Consider the following 17965-nt stretch of genomic DNA (forward strand, 5'->3'; position numbering starts at 1 on the left):
TTACAGTGTTCACACATAGTTTCACCTTCTGAAGATCAGAAGATGTCTTAACCTGGTGTATGTCGAAACGGCAAAGCCAAAGCTGGTCACACGTCCCTAATCACAGTGGCGAGTGACGCTATTATTGTTAGTTTTACTTGTACAGACTCACGCAAAATGTAACGTTTCTGACAGATTAAGTTTTAGCGTAGCCGTGTTAAAAAACAATTTCAATGTACAGATTTCATTATGGTTTAATCTTAATTACATAAGCCTCACTTGAAAAAAGGGTTTCATAAAATCCGCTTTGCCTTTGTTTTTACATGTCAATTTATTGCTGACTGTTTCCGGAAATGATGCGGAAAGGTTAAAAAACCACCACTACCGGAACATCAGGGCTGTAAAAAAATTTGTTCATTAAGCGATTCAGCCATCATTTATCAGTGGCCCTGATCCGATTTTTCAGCAGCAAGTCGTTGAAAAACGACAGTGAAATTTGAGTTAAGTCATTCTGCGGGGCGGTGGTCATGCCAGGAAAGTTCTGGAAAAAATTCGCAGCGCGACAAAAGTCGGTAAACTCCCGGTTTTGTCATTTATGCCATGTTGCTGCCCCCTTCCTGATAAGAGGCGCAACGACCACTGACTCACGGCCAGTGCTACACTTTTCCGCTTTACCATTGATGAATCTGACCTATGACCGCACTGGACGCTGCACAACAAAACAAACATCAGAGCCGCCTGAACTGGGGCACACGCACCATCTTTTTGATCAATGGCTTAGGAATGTCAGCCTGGGCTCCACTGGTGCCGTTTGCCCGCGATCGTCTGCAGCTCAGCGGTGCATCACTGGGCGCGTTACTGCTCTGTCTGGGTATTGGTTCGCTGGCCGCGATGCCGGTGACCGGCACACTGGTGGCGCGGTTTGGCTGCCGTCGGGTGATGTGCTTCTCTACCCTGTTAGTGCTGATGATGATGCCGCTGCTGGCCACGGCTGACTCTCATCTAATCATGGCGGCTGCGCTGATGCTGTTTGGCGCCGGGCTGGGCATGCTGGATGTGGCGATGAATTATCAGGCGGTTCAGGTTGAGCAGGCGGCGGATAAACCGATGATGTCCGGCTTCCATGGCTTCTTTAGTCTTGGTGGGATTCTGGGTGCGGGCACGGTCAGCCTGTTGCTGAGCCAGTCTTTTTCACCCCTGGCCGCCACGCTGGTGGTAATGGCAGTGATGTTGTTGCTGTTGCTGTGGCGACTGCCGGTCTTAATGAATGAACGCCTGCATCAGCCCGATCAACCCTGGCTGGTGATCCCACGCGGCTGGGTCGCGTTTCTTGGCCTGCTCTGCTTTATCCTGTTCCTGGCGGAAGGGGCCGTGCTGGACTGGGGCGCGCTGCTGTTGCTGCAGAACCCGGAGATGTCACCCGCCTGGGCCGGACTGGGCTATGCGGTCTTTTCCGTGGCGATGACGCTGGGACGTTTTAGCGGCGATAAGATCATCCAGCGTTTTGGTCGCTACCCGGTGATGCTGACCGGCGCGCTGACCGCCGCCGCGGGCATGAGTCTGGCCGTCTGGCTGCCGTGGCCGGAGATCGCCCTGCTGGCTTTCCTGCTGGTCGGCTTTGGTTTATCTAACACGGTGCCGATGTTGTTCAATGCTGCCGGGAATCAACAGGATATGCCTGCGAACCTGGCGATTTCTGCCATGACAACGCTAGGATATGCGGGTATTCTCTCAGGTCCGGCTTTAATCGGATTCATTTCGCAATGGATCAGCCTCAGCGGCGCATTTTTAGCGATCGCCCTGTTGCTGTTAGCGGTAGCCGCCAGTGCGCGAAAAGTTGCGCAATAATTCAGGTACCTGACACGCTATGTTGTATAAGTTTCCACTGACCTCCGGCAACGTCACCCGCTTTTTTGTGGTTTTCAATCTGGTGCTCCTGCTGGCGCTGGGCTTTATGGTGCATAACTCGGTGAATGCCTGGCTGACCGGGAAGCGCTATGCCATGGACGATCTGGCTCGTGACGTTCAGAAGCGCATTGATGCCTATCGCTTTGCCACCTGGCAGATCTATGAAAACCTCTCTACCAGTGCGGCAGGTGCAACACCCGGCAGTAACCTGCAGGAAACGCGACTGCGTCCTGACGTCTACTACCTGGAAAAAACCCGGCGTAAAACGGAAGCGCTGATTTTCGGCTCACATGACAGCAGCACGCTGGACATGACCATGCGGATGTCGAACTATCTCGACACGCTGTGGGGCGCAGAAAATCCCACCTGGTCGATGTACTTTTTAAATGGTCAGGACAATAGCCTGATTATGATCTCGACCCTGCCGCTGAAAGATATGGCGACGCGCTATAAAGAGAGCGCCATCAGTTCAATGGTCGATGGTCGTCGTGCTGAGATGTTGCAGCAGGCGAATGCGCTCGATGAGCGCGAGAGTTTCTCACCGCTGCGCCACCTCGCCTTCCAGAACGATCACTATTTCACGCTGCGTACCACCTTTAACCAGCCAGGCCATCTGGCCACGGTGGTCGCCTTTGATCTGCCGGTTAACGATATTGTTCCGCAGAACATGCCGCTGGAAAATTTCCAGCTGCGTCAGGACAGCTCAATGCCTGCCAGCAGCAGTGAACAGCAGGAGGTGGAAAATACCCGCATCTCACTGGTTAATCCCAATATCGAGATTACGGCCACCCTGCCCAGCACCTCGCTGCAGCTGGTTTATCAGGTGCCGATTGGCCGTCTGATTATCGACACCCTGCATAATCTGCTCTGGCCGCTGCTGATCAACCTGCTGCTGTTCCTGCTTTCACTGGCGGGTATCGTGCTGCTGCGCCAGCAGTCGCTGCGTCCCAGCGAGAATCAGAGCGCTGAACTCGATTCGCTGCGGGTATTGAATGAAGAGATTGTGGCCAGTCTGCCTGTCGGCCTGCTGGTGTATGACTTTGCCAGCAACCGCACCCTGCTGAGCAATAAGATTGCTGAACATCTTTTGCCTCACCTCAATCTGCAGAAGATCATTAATATGTCCGACCAGCATCAGGGCGTGCTGCAGGCCACCATCAATAACGAAGTGTATGAGATTCGCCACGCCCGCAGCGTGCTGTCGCCGCATACCCAGCTGTTTATGATGCGTGACCAGGATCGCGAGCTGCTGGTGAATAAGAAGCTGCAAAAAGCGCAGCAGGTGCTGGATCGTAACCATCAGATGCGACAGCAGCTGCTGCACAATCTGGGCCACGCGCTGAATCAGCCCCTGGAGAAGATGGTGACGCAGCTGGTACAGCTCAGCCAGCGTGATGCCGATGAGACCGTGCTGGACCTGCTCGATGAGAGTCAGGGGCTGGCGCGGCTGGTGGATGATATCGTGCTGCTGAACCGGCTTGAGGCGCACGACTGGTCACCCGATGCGACCGTCTTTAACCTGCAGGAACTGCTGGATGAGATCGCGCTGGAAAGCCTGCCGCTGATGCGCCGCAAAGGGCTGTCGCTGGTGGTGAATAATCACCTGGCTAATGATGAGACGCGCTTTGGCGACCGTCGCGCCCTGCGTAAAGTGCTGACCACGCTGATGCACTACGCCCTGACCACCACCCGCTGGGGGAAAATCACCCTGGAAGTTAAGGCTGCGGACAAGCAGGCCGATAGATTGATTATCGAACTGGTGGATACCGGTGCGGGCCTGACGGTGGATGAACTGGCCAATGTCGACTTCCCGTTCCTGGGCGATACCAGTCAGGATCGCTACGGACAGGCTTCTGGCATGGCGTTCTTCCTCTGTAAGCAGCTCTGCAAGCAGATGGGTGGCAGCCTGGATATCGTGGCAAAAGCGGATATCGGCACGCGCTACAACATGCAGTTGCCGCTGGTGCTGGAGCAGAAGCGCGAAGAAGAAGAGGAAAAAATTCTGGATGGCGTTACCGCGCTGGTGGAGATCACCGTGGAGGACGTGCATAAAATTGTCTGCCGCCATCTGGAAAACTGGGGAGCGCGTTGTCTGACACCCGACGAGCGCATTTCCGGTCAGGATCACGATGTGCTGGTGACCGACGATCCATCAAAGCTTAGCGGCTGGGCACTGCTGCTGGCGGAAGATGAACTGGGGCACCATGCACTGAACGACCAGCAGTATCGGGTCAATTTCAATCTCAGTAATGCGCTGCTGGATGCATTGCTGGCACTGATAGAGAAGCAACTGTCGCATGATGTGATGGATAACGACACGGAAGACGACGCGGCCACGCCATTGATGAGCGGCGGCTATTTCCAGCTGTTTACGGAGACAGTACCGGTTGATGTGAAGAGGCTGTATACTGAGTCGGCGGAAAAGGACTACGCCTCGCTTGCTCAGACAGCGCATCGCCTAAAGGGCGTGTTTGCCATGCTCAATCTGACTCCCGGCAAACAGCTTTGTGAAGAGTTAGAACACCACATTAAAGCGTGTGACGATTCAAACATTACAAATACCACCAGTGATATTGACGCTTACGTCAATCAACTGCTGCAGCAAGGTAACCAATAAGATGAATAACTTAAACGTAATTATTGCCGATGACCATCCAATTGTCCTTTTCGGTATCCGAAAATCTCTGGAACAAATTGAATGGGTTAACGTTGTAGGTGAGTTCGAAGACTCAACAGCACTGATCAATAATCTGTCCAAGCTTGACGCCAACGTCCTGATCACCGACCTCTCTATGCCAGGTGAGAAGTATGGCGATGGTATTACGCTGATTAAATATATTAAACGCCACTACCCGGATCTCTCGATTATTGTTCTGACCATGAACAATAACCCGGCGATTCTGAGTTCAGTGCTTGATCTCGATATCGAAGGGATTGTACTGAAACAGGGCGCGCCAACCGATTTGCCAAAGGCACTGGCTGCACTGCAGAAAGGCAAGAAATATACGCCGGAAAGCGTTGCGAAACTGCTGGAGAAAATCAGCGCGGGTGGTTATGGCGACAAACGCCTGTCACCGAAAGAGAGCGAAGTGCTGCGTCTGTTTGCAGAAGGTTTCCTGGTCACCGAGATTGCCAAGAAGCTGAACCGCAGTATCAAAACCATCAGTAGCCAGAAGAAATCAGCGATGATGAAACTGGGCGTGGATAACGATATCGCACTGCTGAACTACCTGTCGTCTGTCAGCCAGACTCAGGTCGAAAGAGACTAAGTTACTTCCTGAGGCGGTGCAGCCTGCACCGCCTCGCCTCTGCCCTTTCCTGCCCTATCCCATCCGCGTTTTACGTACCCGATCAGCATAGATTGCCAGCGTCACTTTCAGCACATCTAACGTCACCGGTTTCGACAGGCAGTTATCCATGCCCGCATCCATGCAACGCTGTTTCTCTTCCGCCAGCGCATTCGCCGTCACGCCAACGACCGGGAAGAGATGGCCCAGCTGACGCAACCGCTGCGTCAGGCGATAACCATCCATATTCGGCATGTTCACGTCGGTCAGTACGATATCAATCTCATTACGACTCAGTACATTAAGTGCATCAACGCCATCCTGCGCAGTCTTCACCTGATAGCCCAGCGTGCCGAGCTGTTCCGACAGCAGCATGCGGTTAATCGGATGGTCATCGACAATCAACACCATGATGTCATCGTTATGCACTTTCTCTTCTACCGGTGCGGCCAGCAACAGCGCATCTGCGGCGTCGTTGCCCAGTGCGATTCGATAGATGCGCGCCAGCAGCGCCGGAACCTCATGCAGCGTGGCGGTAGAGTGGATCCAGCGGCCAGGCTGACGTTCACGCGGCATATCCACATGCGATCCATCGAAAGTGACCAGTGCCCGCAACGGAACATCAATATCCAGTTCGTAATCGGTCATCACCACATCGTCATGGCCAGGCTTACCGTTATACTCCCCGACCTGAATGCCCTGCTGCTGAATCTGACGCGTGATAAATTCCGCGAGGTACTCGTTGCGCATCGCCAGCCAGATTTTCTTATCCTGTAAATCCTCCAGCAGCATCAGTGATGGCTTCTGCCCTTTGTAGATTGGAATACGCACAATAAACTGGCTGCCCATGCCTGGCTCTGAGTCGACCTCGATGTCGCCATCCATCATGTTGATCAGCTTTTCACAGATCGCCAGTCCCAGCCCGGTGCCCTGGAAATTACGCTGCACGCCATTTCCCACCTGGAAGAAGGGATCAAACAGGCGTGGCAGCTCTTTTGCCGGAATGCCGACGCCAGTATCACGGACGCGGAATGCCAGATAGCCCTGCGCAACGTAAGCGTGGAGGATAATACAGCCCGTATGCGTGAACTTAATCGCGTTATTCAGCAGGTTCGAGATCACCTGCTGCAGACGCAGCGGATCGCCGTCCAGCACCTGCGGAACGTCATGTTCGATAAAGCAGTAGAGCGTAAGCCGCTTCTTCACCACCAGCGACAGATAATTGCCGACGATGTGGGTCACGATTTCACGAGGTGCAAACGGACGCGGCTCAATTTTCAGCTGCTCTGATTCGATTTTTGAGAAGTCGAGAATATCGCTGATGATTTTCAGCAGCAGGCTGGAGGAGTTGTTCATCGCCGTCACCAGCGAGTCGATACCGCTGGGCAGCTCTTTGGTCTGCAGCAGATCGAGGTTACCGATAATGCCATAAAGCGGCGTGCGCAGTTCGTGACTGACCGTGGCAAGGAACATCGATTTTGACTGGCTCGCCTGCTCTGCCGCGTGGGCCATCTCCTGCAGCGACTGCTCCATCCGCACGCGCGCCGAGACATCGACCAGCACGCAAATCGCCACGTTCTCATTACGATAGCGCGAATGCACGAAGCTGATTTGCAGATTGGTATTACTGCCGGTGAGCACATCGACAAAGTTGACCTGCTGCCCGCCAATAATCTCATTCAGCCGCAGGCGATCTTCCTGCGTCAGCAACGTCAGATAATTGTGCGCCAGCTCGTTACTCAGAATATTGGTGCCGTCGCTGGTGCGTAAAATACAGATCCCGACCGGCGCAGAGGCGACAATCTTACGGTTAAACTGCTCGTGCTCTTCCAGCCGGTGCGCGTTCTCCTCAGCCGGCAGGAACATCCGGCGCTCAAACAGCCAGGCGAGGGTAAACAGAATAACGGCGCTGAAAATATTGAGCAGCAGCGCATTAATGATCATCAGCTTGAGCTGATCCACCATCACGTCGGTAGATATCGACCACACCACGTTAAGATCGGAAGGCGGCAGCGGCTTTTTCAGAACCAGCTGACGATAACCATTCAGGTATCCGAACCAGGTTTTATCATCAGGAAGACTATCGAGCGAGAAGCCCAGCCCGCCGCGCCGCGAATTTAGCAGTGGACGATAATTTTCATCGGTAATGGACGCGATAATCGGCAGGCTGCCCGGCTGAATAAACTCATCCAGCCGGATATTCTGTTCGACGCCCAGTAGCGCCTGTAACTTATTAGCAACGTAGACGGGCACCACCATAAAGAAGGTTCCGACGCCTGGCTGAGCACTGCTATTAATCCAGTACATCGGATTGCGGCGATCTTCTTCGCTGCTATTGCGATAGCGCAGCACATTCTCACGCAGCGATTTCAGGCTGCGTTCCCGGTCAGCATTGCTGCTGCCAATCGTGAAGTCGGCCAGACACTGACTCTCGCCACCGATAAAGAACACCCGATTCAGCTCATACGATGAGGCGAAGTTACTTTTCCAGTAATTGATGTAGTAACTGAGTGAATCGAGCGAGTTGCGCCAGGTATTGCTCATCGAGGTACAGTCGCCATCCGAAAACAGGGGCGTAAACTGCGGCTGGGATGTTTTGCCTGGCATCATACCGGTCAGCACATCCAGACCGCTGCTGGCGTTGGTTAAGCGGTTCTCGGTGATATATTTCAGCTCACGCATCATGTCCGCCGAATGGCGCACATACCACTGTATCGTGCCGTAGTTGCTGGCAAACTCCTGCCGAACCTGCGTCTCTTTATTGTGCAGCACGCTGATAATGTAAAACGCAGTAAGAACGGCGCCCAGCGTCCAGATTAGCAGCGCCAGCGCGCGGAAAAGATAGCGCGAGATGCGAAGCGTAGTGCGGAAAGAGACAGGATATTTCAAAGGTAACTCGCAGTTGGCAAGGTTAGTCGCATCATCGATTTTTAATGCCCATACACTAGCTTTATCGGGCGTAAAAAGCCAGCCAGCCGCAGGCTTAGCGGGCGGTTTGGGAATCTTTTAAGACAGCCAAAGCAACATCTTTATCCCAACAAAAAATGGCCGCCTCTCACGGCTTAAACAAATACACACATATCCCATCAAAGCGACATCACAACCCCAACAAGAAAGGCCTGCTATGCCCGAAGAGCAAAGCGTCTGGCCCGCGATGGCGTGGCCGATCCGCATGGATGCGGGAATCCTTTGCGATCGGGCATAGTGGGCCTTTCGGCGGCTCCCAACTCACAGCCACCAGCAACCAGCAACCAGCCTCCAGCCTCCAGCCTCCAGCCCTAAGCTCCCTGCTCCCTCCCCATCACACAAAAAAAACGGCAGGCCGGGTTTCCCCTGACCTGCCGTTTCTGCAACGAACCTCAGCTCACGCCAGACAAATTACTCTTCGTCTTCAGCCGCGTCGTCTTCGTCTTCTGCATCCGCTTCCGGCGCAATCTCTTCATCGTCGTTCTCTGCTTCCGGCGCGATATCTTCCTCGCCTTCCGCCACGCTACCGTCGATTGAATCCAGCTCTTCTTCTTCAACCGGCTCGGCAACACGCTGCAGACCCACGACGTTCTCATCCTCTGCGGTACGAATCAGAATCACACCCTGGGTATTACGACCCACGACGCTCACTTCTGAAACGCGGGTACGCACCAGCGTACCGGCATCGGTGATCATCATAATCTGATCGCCATCAACGACCTGAACGGCGCCAATCACCGGACCATTACGTTCGGTCACTTTGATTGAAATAACACCCTGAGTCGCACGCGACTTGGTCGGGTATTCGCTGTTGGCCGTACGCTTGCCGTAACCATTCTGCGTCACGGTCATAATTGCACCCTCTTCACGCGGCACAATCAATGACACAACGCGATCGCCTTCAGCCAGCCTGATGCCGCGTACGCCAGAGGCGGTACGACCCATCGCACGGACTGCGGTTTCTGCAAAGCGCACCACTTTACCGGCCGCTGAGAACAGCATCGCTTCATCGTTACCGTTGGTCAGCGCCACACCGATCAGCTCATCGTCGTCACGCAGATTCACGGCAATAATGCCCGCGCTGCGTGGACGGCTGAACTCTTTCAGTGCGGTCTTCTTCACGGTACCGAGCGCGGTCGCCATAAAGATATTAAAGCCTTCGGTATACTCACGTACCGGCAGAATCGCCGTAATACGCTCGTTGGCTTCCAGCGGCAGCAGGTTGACGATTGGACGTCCACGTGCGCCACGGCTTGCTTCCGGCAGCTGGTAAACCTTCATCCAGTAGAGACGGCCACGGCTGGAGAAGCAAAGAATCGTGTCATGCGTATTGGCGACCAGCAGACGATCAATGAAATCCTCTTCTTTGATACGTGCGGCTGATTTGCCCTTACCACCACGACGCTGCGCTTCATAGTCGGTCAGCGGCTGATACTTCACATAGCCCTGATGCGACAATGTCACCACAACATCTTCCTGATTGATCAGGTCTTCGATATTAATGTCAGCCGTGTTGGCGGTAATCTCTGTGCGACGCTCATCACCGAACTGATCACGCATCAGCTCCAGCTCTTCGCGGATCACCTCCATCAGACGGTCCGCGTTCGACAGAATGCGCAGCAGCTCAGCGATCTGCTCCAGCAGCGCTTTATACTCATCCAGCAGCTTCTCGTGCTCAAGGCCGGTCAGTTTCTGCAGACGCAGATCCAGAATTGCCTGAGCCTGCTGCTCGGTCAGATAGTATTGACCATCACGGATGCCATATTGTGGATCCAGCCACTCCGGACGCGCGGCGTCATCACCGGCACGCTCGAGCATCGCTGACACGTTACCGAGATCCCACGACTGTGCAATCAGACCCGCTTTCGCTTCTGCCGGGTTTGGTGCACGACGAATCAGCTCGATGATAGGATCGATATTCGCCAGCGCAATCGCCAGACCTTCCAGGATATGCGCACGATCGCGCGCTTTACGCAGTTCAAAGATAGTACGACGCGTCACAACTTCACGACGATGGCGAACAAAGGCGTCCAGAATCTCCTTCAGCGCCATGATCTTCGGCTGACCCTGATGCAGGGCGACCATGTTGATACCAAACGAGGTCTGCAACTGGGTCAGTGAATAGAGATTATTCAGCACGACTTCGCCGACCGCATCGCGCTTGATCTCAATCACGATACGCATGCCGTCTTTATCAGACTCATCGCGCAGTGCGCTGATGCCTTCGACACGCTTCTCTTTCACCAGCTCCGCAATCTTCTCAATCAGGCGTGCCTTGTTAACCTGATACGGCAGCTCATGAATGATGATGGTCTCGCGGCCCGTTTTAGCATCAGCTTCCACTTCGCCACGCGCACGAATATAAATTTTACCGCGTCCGGTGCGGTACGCTTCTTCGATGCCACGGCGACCATTGATAATAGCGGCGGTCGGGAAATCTGGCCCCGGAATGTGCTCCATCAGCTCTTCAATGCTGATGTCTTCATTTTCAATGTAAGCCAGACAGCCGTTAATCACTTCACGCAGGTTATGCGGCGGAATGTTGGTTGCCATACCCACGGCGATACCGGAAGAGCCGTTCACCAGCAGGTTAGGAATTTTGGTCGGCAGAACTTCAGGGATCTGCTCAGTGCCGTCGTAGTTCGGTACGAAATCGACGGTCTCTTTTTCCAGGTCAGCTAACAGGTCGTGGGCGATTTTCGACATGCGAATTTCGGTATAACGCATCGCCGCGGCGGAGTCGCCGTCGATGGAACCGAAGTTGCCTTGTCCGTCCACCAGCATGTAACGCAGGGAGAAAGGCTGGGCCATACGTACAATGGTGTCGTATACGGCGGAATCACCATGCGGGTGATATTTACCGATAACGTCACCGACGACGCGGGCAGATTTTTTATAGGGTTTGTTCCAGTCGTTACCCAGTACGCTCATCGCAAAAAGTACGCGACGATGAACCGGCTTCAGGCCATCACGCACATCGGGTAAAGCTCGGCCAACGATGACCGACATGGCGTAACCGAGGTAAGAATTTTTTAATTCTTCTTCGATATTGACCGGTGTAATTTCTCTCGCAAGGTCGCTCATGGAGCCGCTATCCCTCTACTTAATCCCGGATTTTAAAGGTGCGAAAGTATATCACACTGCAATGCTCTGGTGAACGCTAACCACCGATTTCACCCGCTTTTCCTTGCGCCTGAAAGGTGTGCCATCTGCGGTTAAGCGTTTATACTGTGGGCACATTTTGTCAGGAGTTACGATTCAATGAATGCACAACCGCAGAATCATCAGCAGAACGTCGATGCGCAGGAAATTGCCAAGTTTGAGGCCGTTGCCTCGCGCTGGTGGGATCTGGAGGGTGAATTTAAACCGTTGCACCGCATTAACCCGCTGCGCCTGGGCTATATCGCGCAGCACAGCAACGGCTTATTCGGTAAAACCGTGCTCGACGTCGGATGCGGCGGCGGCATCTTAGCCGAAAGTATGGCGCGCGAAGGCGCCGTGGTCACGGGTCTGGACATGGGCGCGGAACCGCTGGCCGTGGCGCGCCTGCATGCTCTGGAGAGCGGAGTGACGCTGGACTACGTGCAGCAGACCGTCGAAGAGCATGCGGAGCAGCACGCCGGAAAATATGATGTGGTGACCTGCATGGAGATGCTGGAGCACGTGCCGGATCCGCGCTCAGTGGTTCACGCCTGTGCGAAGCTGGTCAAACCCGGCGGCGAAGTCTTTTTCTCTACGCTGAACCGCAATCCAAAAGCCTGGCTGCTGGCGATATTTGGTGCGGAATATGTGTTGCGCATGCTGCCGCGCGGCACCCACGACGTGAAGAAATTTATCCGTCCTTCCGAACTGCTGGGCTGGGTCGATGAAACGGCCCTGCGTGAACGCCACATCATTGGCCTGCATTACAACCCGGTGACTAACCGATTCAAACTGGCTCCCGGCACTGACGTGAATTATATGGTGCACACCCACCGCGCCGTCTGAGTGACCCGCCCGCCTGAATCAGGGCGGGCATCTCCTCTTCTGCGCCCGTTCTCCCTGTGCCGGTCACAGCACTCACCGCGCCAGAGGCATTCTGATGTCTGCCAATAGGTTACATCAGCCCGGCTCCATCCTCTTCAGCGTTACCGCATCCGATTCTCTGCTGACCAGCAACCCGCTAGCGGCTTTTAGCCATTTTTCATCCCTTTTCCTGCTGAATCCTGAGGATTGAATAAGAAACACGCGCCCGATCATAATAAGAAAAAAAAGTGTGATCTGGTTGACATGATGCCAGGCCTTACAAGGCGTGGGCTAAGAAATTTCGCAAGAATTACAACCCCTCCAGCCATCATTTTTTGCTCTTGTTAAGCGGCCGTAAAATACTAAAATATGCCCCCATGTAGTTATGGCTTTTCCCATCACCCCCTAGATGTAGTGTTTATCCACACATTATTCACAATGAATAGGCTGTGTATAAACCGGGATTTCTTTTAATTTTTGGATACTCACGCAAAGGTAAAAACGCGACATGAACCAGAGTCTGCTCGTTACTAAACGCGATGGCCGCCAGGAGCGCATTGATCTCGACAAAATTCACCGTGTGCTGGACTGGGCAGCTGAAGGGCTGAACAACGTCTCAGTTTCACAGGTTGAGCTGCGCTCTCACATTCAGTTCTATGATGGCATCAGAACCTCTGACATTCATGAGACCATCATCAAGGCCGCAGCAGACCTCATCTCCCGCGATGCCCCTGACTATCAGTACCTGGCTGCCCGCCTGGCGATCTTCCACCTGCGCAAAAAAGCGTATGGTCAGTTTGAGCCGCCAAAGCTCTATGACCAGGTCGTTAAGATGGTCGACATGGGCAAATATGATCGTCACCTGCTGGAAGATTACAGCCAGGAAGAGTTTGCGCAGATGGACGAGTTCCTCGACCACTGGCGTGACATGAACTTCTCCTATGCCGCTGTGAAGCAGCTGGAAGGCAAATATCTGGTGCAGAACCGCGTTTCGGGTGAAATCTACGAAAGCGCGCAGTTCCTCTACATTCTGGTCGCCGCCTGCCTCTTCTCCGGCTACCCGCGCGACACGCGTATGGATTACATCAAGCGTTTCTATGATGCGATCTCGACGTTTAAAATTTCCCTGCCGACGCCAATCATGTCTGGCGTACGCACCCCAACACGTCAGTTCAGCTCCTGTGTGCTGATCGAGTGCGGCGACAGCCTGGACTCCATCAACGCCACCTCCAGCGCGATTGTGAAATATGTCTCTCAGCGTGCCGGCATCGGTATCAACGCCGGTCGTATCCGTGCGTTGGGCAGCCCGATTCGCGGCGGTGAAGCGTTCCATACCGGCTGTATCCCGTTCTACAAGCATTTCCAGACCGCGGTGAAGTCCTGTTCTCAGGGCGGCGTTCGTGGCGGCGCAGCCACCCTGTTCTACCCGATGTGGCATCTGGAAATCGAAAGCCTGCTGGTGCTGAAGAACAACCGTGGTGTTGAAGGCAACCGCGTGCGTCACATGGACTATGGTGTACAGCTCAACAAGCTGATGTATCAGCGCCTGCTGAAGGGCGAAGATATCACCCTGTTCAGCCCGTCTGACGTGCCTGGCCTGTATGACGCATTCTTCGCCAATCAGGATGAGTTTGAGCGCCTCTATACCAAATATGAGCAGGATCAGAGCATCCGCAAGCAGCGTGTTAAAGCGGTCGATCTCTTCTCACTGATGATGCAGGAACGCGCCTCTACCGGCCGTATCTACATTCAGAACGTCGATCACTGCAACACCCACAGCCCGTTTGACCCGAGCATCGCGCCGGTTCGCCAGTCTAACCTCTGCCTGGAAATCGCCCTGCCGACGAAACCGCTGGAAGATGTTAACGACGAAAACGGTGAGATTGCCCTGTGTACGCTCTCTGCGTTCAACCTCGGCGCCATCGAAAGCCTCGACGATCTGGAAGAGCTGGCTACCCTGGCAGTACGCGCGCTTGATGCGCTGCTCGACTATCAGGACTACCCGATCCCGGCTGCCCAGCGTGGCGCGATGGGTCGTCGTACACTGGGTATCGGCGTCATCAACTACGCCTACTATCTGGCGAAGCATGGTGTGCGCTACTCCGATGGCAGCGCCAATGGCCTGACGCACAAAACCTTTGAAGCGATTCAGTATTACCTGCTGAAAGCCTCAAATGAGCTGGCGAAAGAGCAAGGTGCCTGCCCGTGGTTCAATGAAACCACCTATGCGCAGGGCATTCTGCCTATCGACACCTACAAGAAAGATCTGGACGCGATCAGCAACGAACCGCTGCATCTCGACTGGGAAAGCCTGCGTGAAGAGATTAAAACGCACGGCCTGCGCAACTCGACTCTGTCTGCGCTGATGCCGTCTGAAACCTCGTCGCAGATCTCCAATGCCACCAACGGTATTGAGCCTCCGCGCGGTCACATCAGCATCAAAGCGTCGAAAGATGGCATCCTGCGTCAGGTCGTACCGGAGTATGAGCGTCTGAAAGATCAGTACGAACTGCTGTGGGAAATGCCGAACAACGATGGCTACCTGCAACTGGTGGGTCTGATGCAGAAATTCATCGACCAGGCGATTTCGTCCAACACCAACTACGATCCGTCGCGCTTCACCAACGGTAAAGTGCCGATGAAACAGCTGCTGAAAGATCTGCTGACGGCGTATAAGTTCGGCGTGAAAACGCTCTACTATCAAAACACCCGTGACGGTGCTGAAGATGCGCAGGATGACCTGGCACCTTCTATCCAGGATGATGGCTGCGAGAGCGGCGCCTGTAAGATCTAATGGTCAGGCGGGAGAATCTCCCGCCTCATTCATTTCACGAGGCCTGGCTTCGTCTACTTTTGGACAACTTTTATGGCTTACTCCACTTTCTCACAGAACAAAAATGATCAGCTGAAAGAGCCGATGTTTTTCGGTCAGTCCGTAAACGTGGCGCGCTTCGACCAGCAAAAATATGACATCTTTGAAAAGCTGATCGAAAAGCAGCTCTCTTTCTTTTGGCGTCCGGAAGAGGTCGACGTTTCACGCGATCGCATCGATTACCAGGCGCTACCGGACCATGAAAAACATATCTTTATCAGCAATCTGAAGTATCAGACACTGCTGGATTCGATTCAGGGCCGCAGCCCGAACGTCGCGCTGCTGCCGCTTATCTCGATTCCTGAACTGGAAACCTGGATTGAAACCTGGGCGTTCTCAGAGACGATTCACTCCCGTTCTTACACCCACATCATCCGTAATATCGTTAACGATCCGGCAGTGGTGTTTGACGATATCGTCACCAATGAGCAGATTCTGGCGCGTGCTCAGGATATCTCACGCTATTACGACGATCTGATTGAGATGACCAACTACTGGCATCAGCTGGGTGAAGGCACGCATCAGGTCAACGGCAAACCGGTTGTCGTCAGCCTGCGCGCCCTGAAGAAGCAGCTCTATATCTGCCTGATGAGCGTCAATGCGCTGGAAGCGATCCGTTTCTATGTCAGCTTCGCCTGTTCATTCGCGTTCGCCGAGCGCGAGCTGATGGAAGGCAATGCCAAAATCATCAAGCTGATTGCCCGCGATGAAGCGCTGCACCTGACCGGCACCCAGCACATGCTGAATCTGCTGCGCAGCGGTGAAGACGATCCGGAGATGAAAGAGATTGCGGCAGAGTGCCGTGAAGAGTGCTTCGAGCTGTTTAAGAAAGCAGCGCTGCAGGAGAAAGAGTGGGCAGAATATCTGTTCAGCGGCGGCTCAATGATCGGCCTGAACAAAGATATTCTCTGCCAGTACATTGAGTACATCACCAATATCCGTATGCAGGCTGTCGGCCTTGATTTGCCGTTCCAGACGCGCTCAAACCCAATCCCATGGATTAACTCCTGGCTGGTCTCTGACAACGTTCAGGTTGCGCCACAGGAAGTGGAAGTGAGCTCCTATCTGGTGGGTCAGATCGATTCTGAAGTAGGCGCTAACGACTTCGACGACTTCCAGCTTTAATGATGAGCCGCGACGTTGTTATTCTGCGCAGTTCCGGCACCCGGCTGGAATGTACAGACGAACATACCAATCTGCTGACGCTGCTGGAAGCCAACAATCTCTGCGTGGAGTTTCAGTGCCGCGAAGGTTACTGCGGCTCCTGCCGGATGCGGCTGCTGAAAGGCGAAGTGCATTACCCACAACGGCCGCTGGCTTTTGTGCAGCAGGATGAGATCCTGCCCTGCTGCTGCAAAGCCAAAGGCGAGATTGAGCTGGAGTTATAACTGAGGTGGAATAAGTCTGGCTTGATTTGCTGTGAGATCGAGTCAGCTTAGGGAACACGGTCAGATCGGAAAGACGCAAAAAGCGTCAGCCTGACAGCTCGGCCCGCGCGATTACGCACCTCATCCCTGAGGTGCGCCCGTAGCCGGGCCAACGCGTTGCGTTGTTCAAAAACGCTCCCGGCGTTTTTGTCCCAGGCGCGGGACGCTTTCCTCCTCTGCCCGTGTTCCCTGCGCTTTGAGCTAATTTATTGCTGCGAGAATGACGCTGTATGGGGGTTAATTCGCAGTCACATACAAAAACGGGCGCCTCAGGCGCCCGTTTTATTTTCACTGATATTACTGTCTGACAGTTTCAACCACATCAATCCAGCCGTGACCGGTGCTCACTTCGCTGCCGTGTAACCAGCGGCGCAGCATGTTCATCGCCATCATTGCCACCACCTTCTGCCGCGTCTCCAGATTATGGCGACCGGTACTGAACTTCACGCGCTGACCAAAACTGCCATCCGGTGTATGCAGCGCCACCGAAATCTCCTCCTGCTCCAGGCTGCCAACAGAGAGCGCCAGCGCGGCCTGCTGCTGTGCAGCAAGTTCGCGGGTGCGGATCACCTGCTGCTCCAGCGTCTCCTGCCGGGATGGCAGGATGTAAGCCCCACGTAGCGGCACGCTGGCGCCAGCCAACTGCCAGTAGAGCAGTCCGGCGGTGTATTGCTCACTGATTGCCAGCTGCTCACCGCGCTGCTCCAGCTCACGTGCCAGCAGCGCCGGTAAGCCTTCGGTACCTTCGAAAATGGTGCACTCCGCCAGTTGCAGGCGCACCTGCTGCCACACCTGCTCCATCGCCACCCGCTGACTGGCCGGGCCGGTGAGCTTGATCTCAATGATCGGCATGGACGAGCGATATCCCATGACCACGCCTTCCGGCAGCGCCAGCGGCTCCAGTTCGGCGGCAATATCGCTTTCACCGCGACCAAAGGTGGTCAGCCGCAGACAAATCGGTGGCTCGGGCGGTGAAAATTTCGCTTTCAGACGGGGGATGATCTGCTGCTCCACCATCACTTTAAATTCAGACGGCACACCAGGCGTGAAGAACATCCAGCAGCGATTGAGTTGCAGGGCAAAGCCACAGGCGGTACCGACCGGATTATCAATCAGTTCCGCATTGGCCGGGATTTCCGCCTGCTTGCGATTGCTGGCCGCCATCACGCGTCCCCGGCTGGCGAACCAGGCTTCCATCTGTTCCAGCCACTCCTGCTGCACCTCAAGCTCAACGCCACAGGCTCTGGCTGCTGCCAGCGCACTGAGATCGTCACTGGTCGGCCCCAGACCGCCATTCACAATCAGCACATCTGCCTCATGGCTGCGCGCCTGTAGCGTGGCGATTAGCGATTCGAGTGAATCTCCTACCGTGGTACGGCTGGTCATAGGCAACCCTTGCTGGAACAACATATCCGCCAGCCAGGCTGCGTTGGTATCGACGATTTGGCCATGCAGCACCTCATCCCCGGTCGACAGCATCTCTACTCTAATCACGTTGAGTTCTCCTTTTCACGTTTGCT

10 protein-coding genes are annotated in these 17965 nt (G+C 54.4%); 7 read left to right on the forward strand and 3 right to left on the reverse strand.

Translation table 11 applies throughout. The features are described 5' to 3' along the window. The first annotated feature begins 672 nt into the window (after positions 1-672). The 3 genes from NR195_RS13505 to rcsB are packed head-to-tail and all read left to right on the forward strand — an operon-like array spanning position 673 to position 5156. A complete protein-coding gene (locus NR195_RS13505; protein WP_033767459.1) occupies positions 673-1827 on the forward strand; it encodes an MFS transporter in 1155 nt (384 codons plus the stop codon). 19 nt (positions 1828-1846) lie between these two features. Continuing rightward, a complete protein-coding gene (rcsD, locus tag NR195_RS13510; protein ID WP_010248389.1) occupies positions 1847-4504 on the forward strand; it encodes a phosphotransferase RcsD in 2658 nt (885 codons plus the stop codon). A 1-nt stretch (position 4505) separates the two neighbouring features. Continuing rightward, positions 4506-5156 carry a response regulator transcription factor RcsB gene (gene rcsB / locus NR195_RS13515; protein WP_009089068.1) on the forward strand — a complete coding sequence of 217 codons (651 nt, stop codon included), beginning with the start codon at positions 4506-4508 and terminating at the stop codon, positions 5154-5156. Positions 5157-5210: 54 nt separating this feature from the next. Here the strand turns inward: rcsB and rcsC are convergent, their stop codons facing one another. Together rcsC and gyrA are read right to left on the reverse strand one after the other, a co-directional pair. After that, entirely contained in the window at positions 5211-8063 is a 2853-nt protein-coding gene (gene rcsC / locus NR195_RS13520; RefSeq protein WP_010248396.1) for a two-component system sensor histidine kinase RcsC, read from the reverse strand. Between the two features lie 489 nt (positions 8064-8552). Beyond that, positions 8553-11225 (reverse strand): DNA topoisomerase (ATP-hydrolyzing) subunit A, encoded by a 2673-nt coding sequence (gene gyrA, locus NR195_RS13525; RefSeq protein WP_010258103.1) that lies wholly within the window; start codon positions 11223-11225, stop codon positions 8553-8555. Between the two features lie 177 nt (positions 11226-11402). On the opposite strand from gyrA, the gene ubiG reads away from it, so the two are divergent. From ubiG to yfaE, 4 genes are all read left to right on the forward strand, one after another. Beyond that, the gene (gene ubiG, locus NR195_RS13530; RefSeq protein WP_010671459.1) at positions 11403-12128 is read left to right on the forward strand and encodes a bifunctional 2-polyprenyl-6-hydroxyphenol methylase/3-demethylubiquinol 3-O-methyltransferase UbiG; all 726 of its coding nucleotides are present in this window, start codon (positions 11403-11405) and stop codon (positions 12126-12128) included. A 526-nt stretch (positions 12129-12654) separates the two neighbouring features. Further along, positions 12655-14940, forward strand: coding sequence for a class 1a ribonucleoside-diphosphate reductase subunit alpha (gene nrdA, locus NR195_RS13535; protein ID WP_010258098.1), 2286 nt, complete (start codon positions 12655-12657; stop codon positions 14938-14940). A 72-nt stretch (positions 14941-15012) separates the two neighbouring features. Then, a complete protein-coding gene (gene nrdB, locus NR195_RS13540; protein WP_010258096.1) occupies positions 15013-16143 on the forward strand; it encodes a class Ia ribonucleoside-diphosphate reductase subunit beta in 1131 nt (376 codons plus the stop codon). A 2-nt stretch (positions 16144-16145) separates the two neighbouring features. Then, a complete protein-coding gene (yfaE, locus tag NR195_RS13545) occupies positions 16146-16406 on the forward strand; it encodes a class I ribonucleotide reductase maintenance protein YfaE (protein WP_010258095.1) in 261 nt (86 codons plus the stop codon). Between the two features lie 336 nt (positions 16407-16742). On the opposite strand, the gene NR195_RS13550 is transcribed toward yfaE, so the two are convergent. Next, positions 16743-17939: a nicotinamide mononucleotide deamidase-related protein YfaY gene (locus NR195_RS13550; protein ID WP_256844615.1), complete on the reverse strand. Its 1197-nt coding sequence runs from the start codon at positions 17937-17939 to the stop codon at positions 16743-16745. Positions 17940-17965: the final 26 nt, after the last annotated feature.

This window comes from Pantoea sp. Ft-CA_14 (genome assembly GCF_024520875.1).
GTDB lineage: Bacteria > Pseudomonadota > Gammaproteobacteria > Enterobacterales > Enterobacteriaceae > Pantoea > Pantoea agglomerans.

Bases quoted from the DNA above. Each gene is read 5' to 3' on its own strand.
- nrdB (WP_010258096.1), top strand. From the start codon at position 15,013: ATGGCTTACTCCACTTTCTCACAGAACAAAAATGATCAGCTGAAAGAG.
- rcsD (WP_010248389.1), top strand. From the start codon at position 1,847: ATGTTGTATAAGTTTCCACTGACCTCCGGCAACGTCACCCGCTTTTTT.
- gyrA (WP_010258103.1), bottom strand. From the start codon at position 11,225: ATGAGCGACCTTGCGAGAGAAATTACACCGGTCAATATCGAAGAAGAA.
- nrdA (WP_010258098.1), top strand. From the start codon at position 12,655: ATGAACCAGAGTCTGCTCGTTACTAAACGCGATGGCCGCCAGGAGCGC.
- rcsB (WP_009089068.1), top strand. From the start codon at position 4,506: ATGAATAACTTAAACGTAATTATTGCCGATGACCATCCAATTGTCCTT.
- NR195_RS13505 (WP_033767459.1), top strand. From the start codon at position 673: ATGACCGCACTGGACGCTGCACAACAAAACAAACATCAGAGCCGCCTG.
- ubiG (WP_010671459.1), top strand. From the start codon at position 11,403: ATGAATGCACAACCGCAGAATCATCAGCAGAACGTCGATGCGCAGGAA.
- yfaE (WP_010258095.1), top strand. From the start codon at position 16,146: ATGAGCCGCGACGTTGTTATTCTGCGCAGTTCCGGCACCCGGCTGGAA.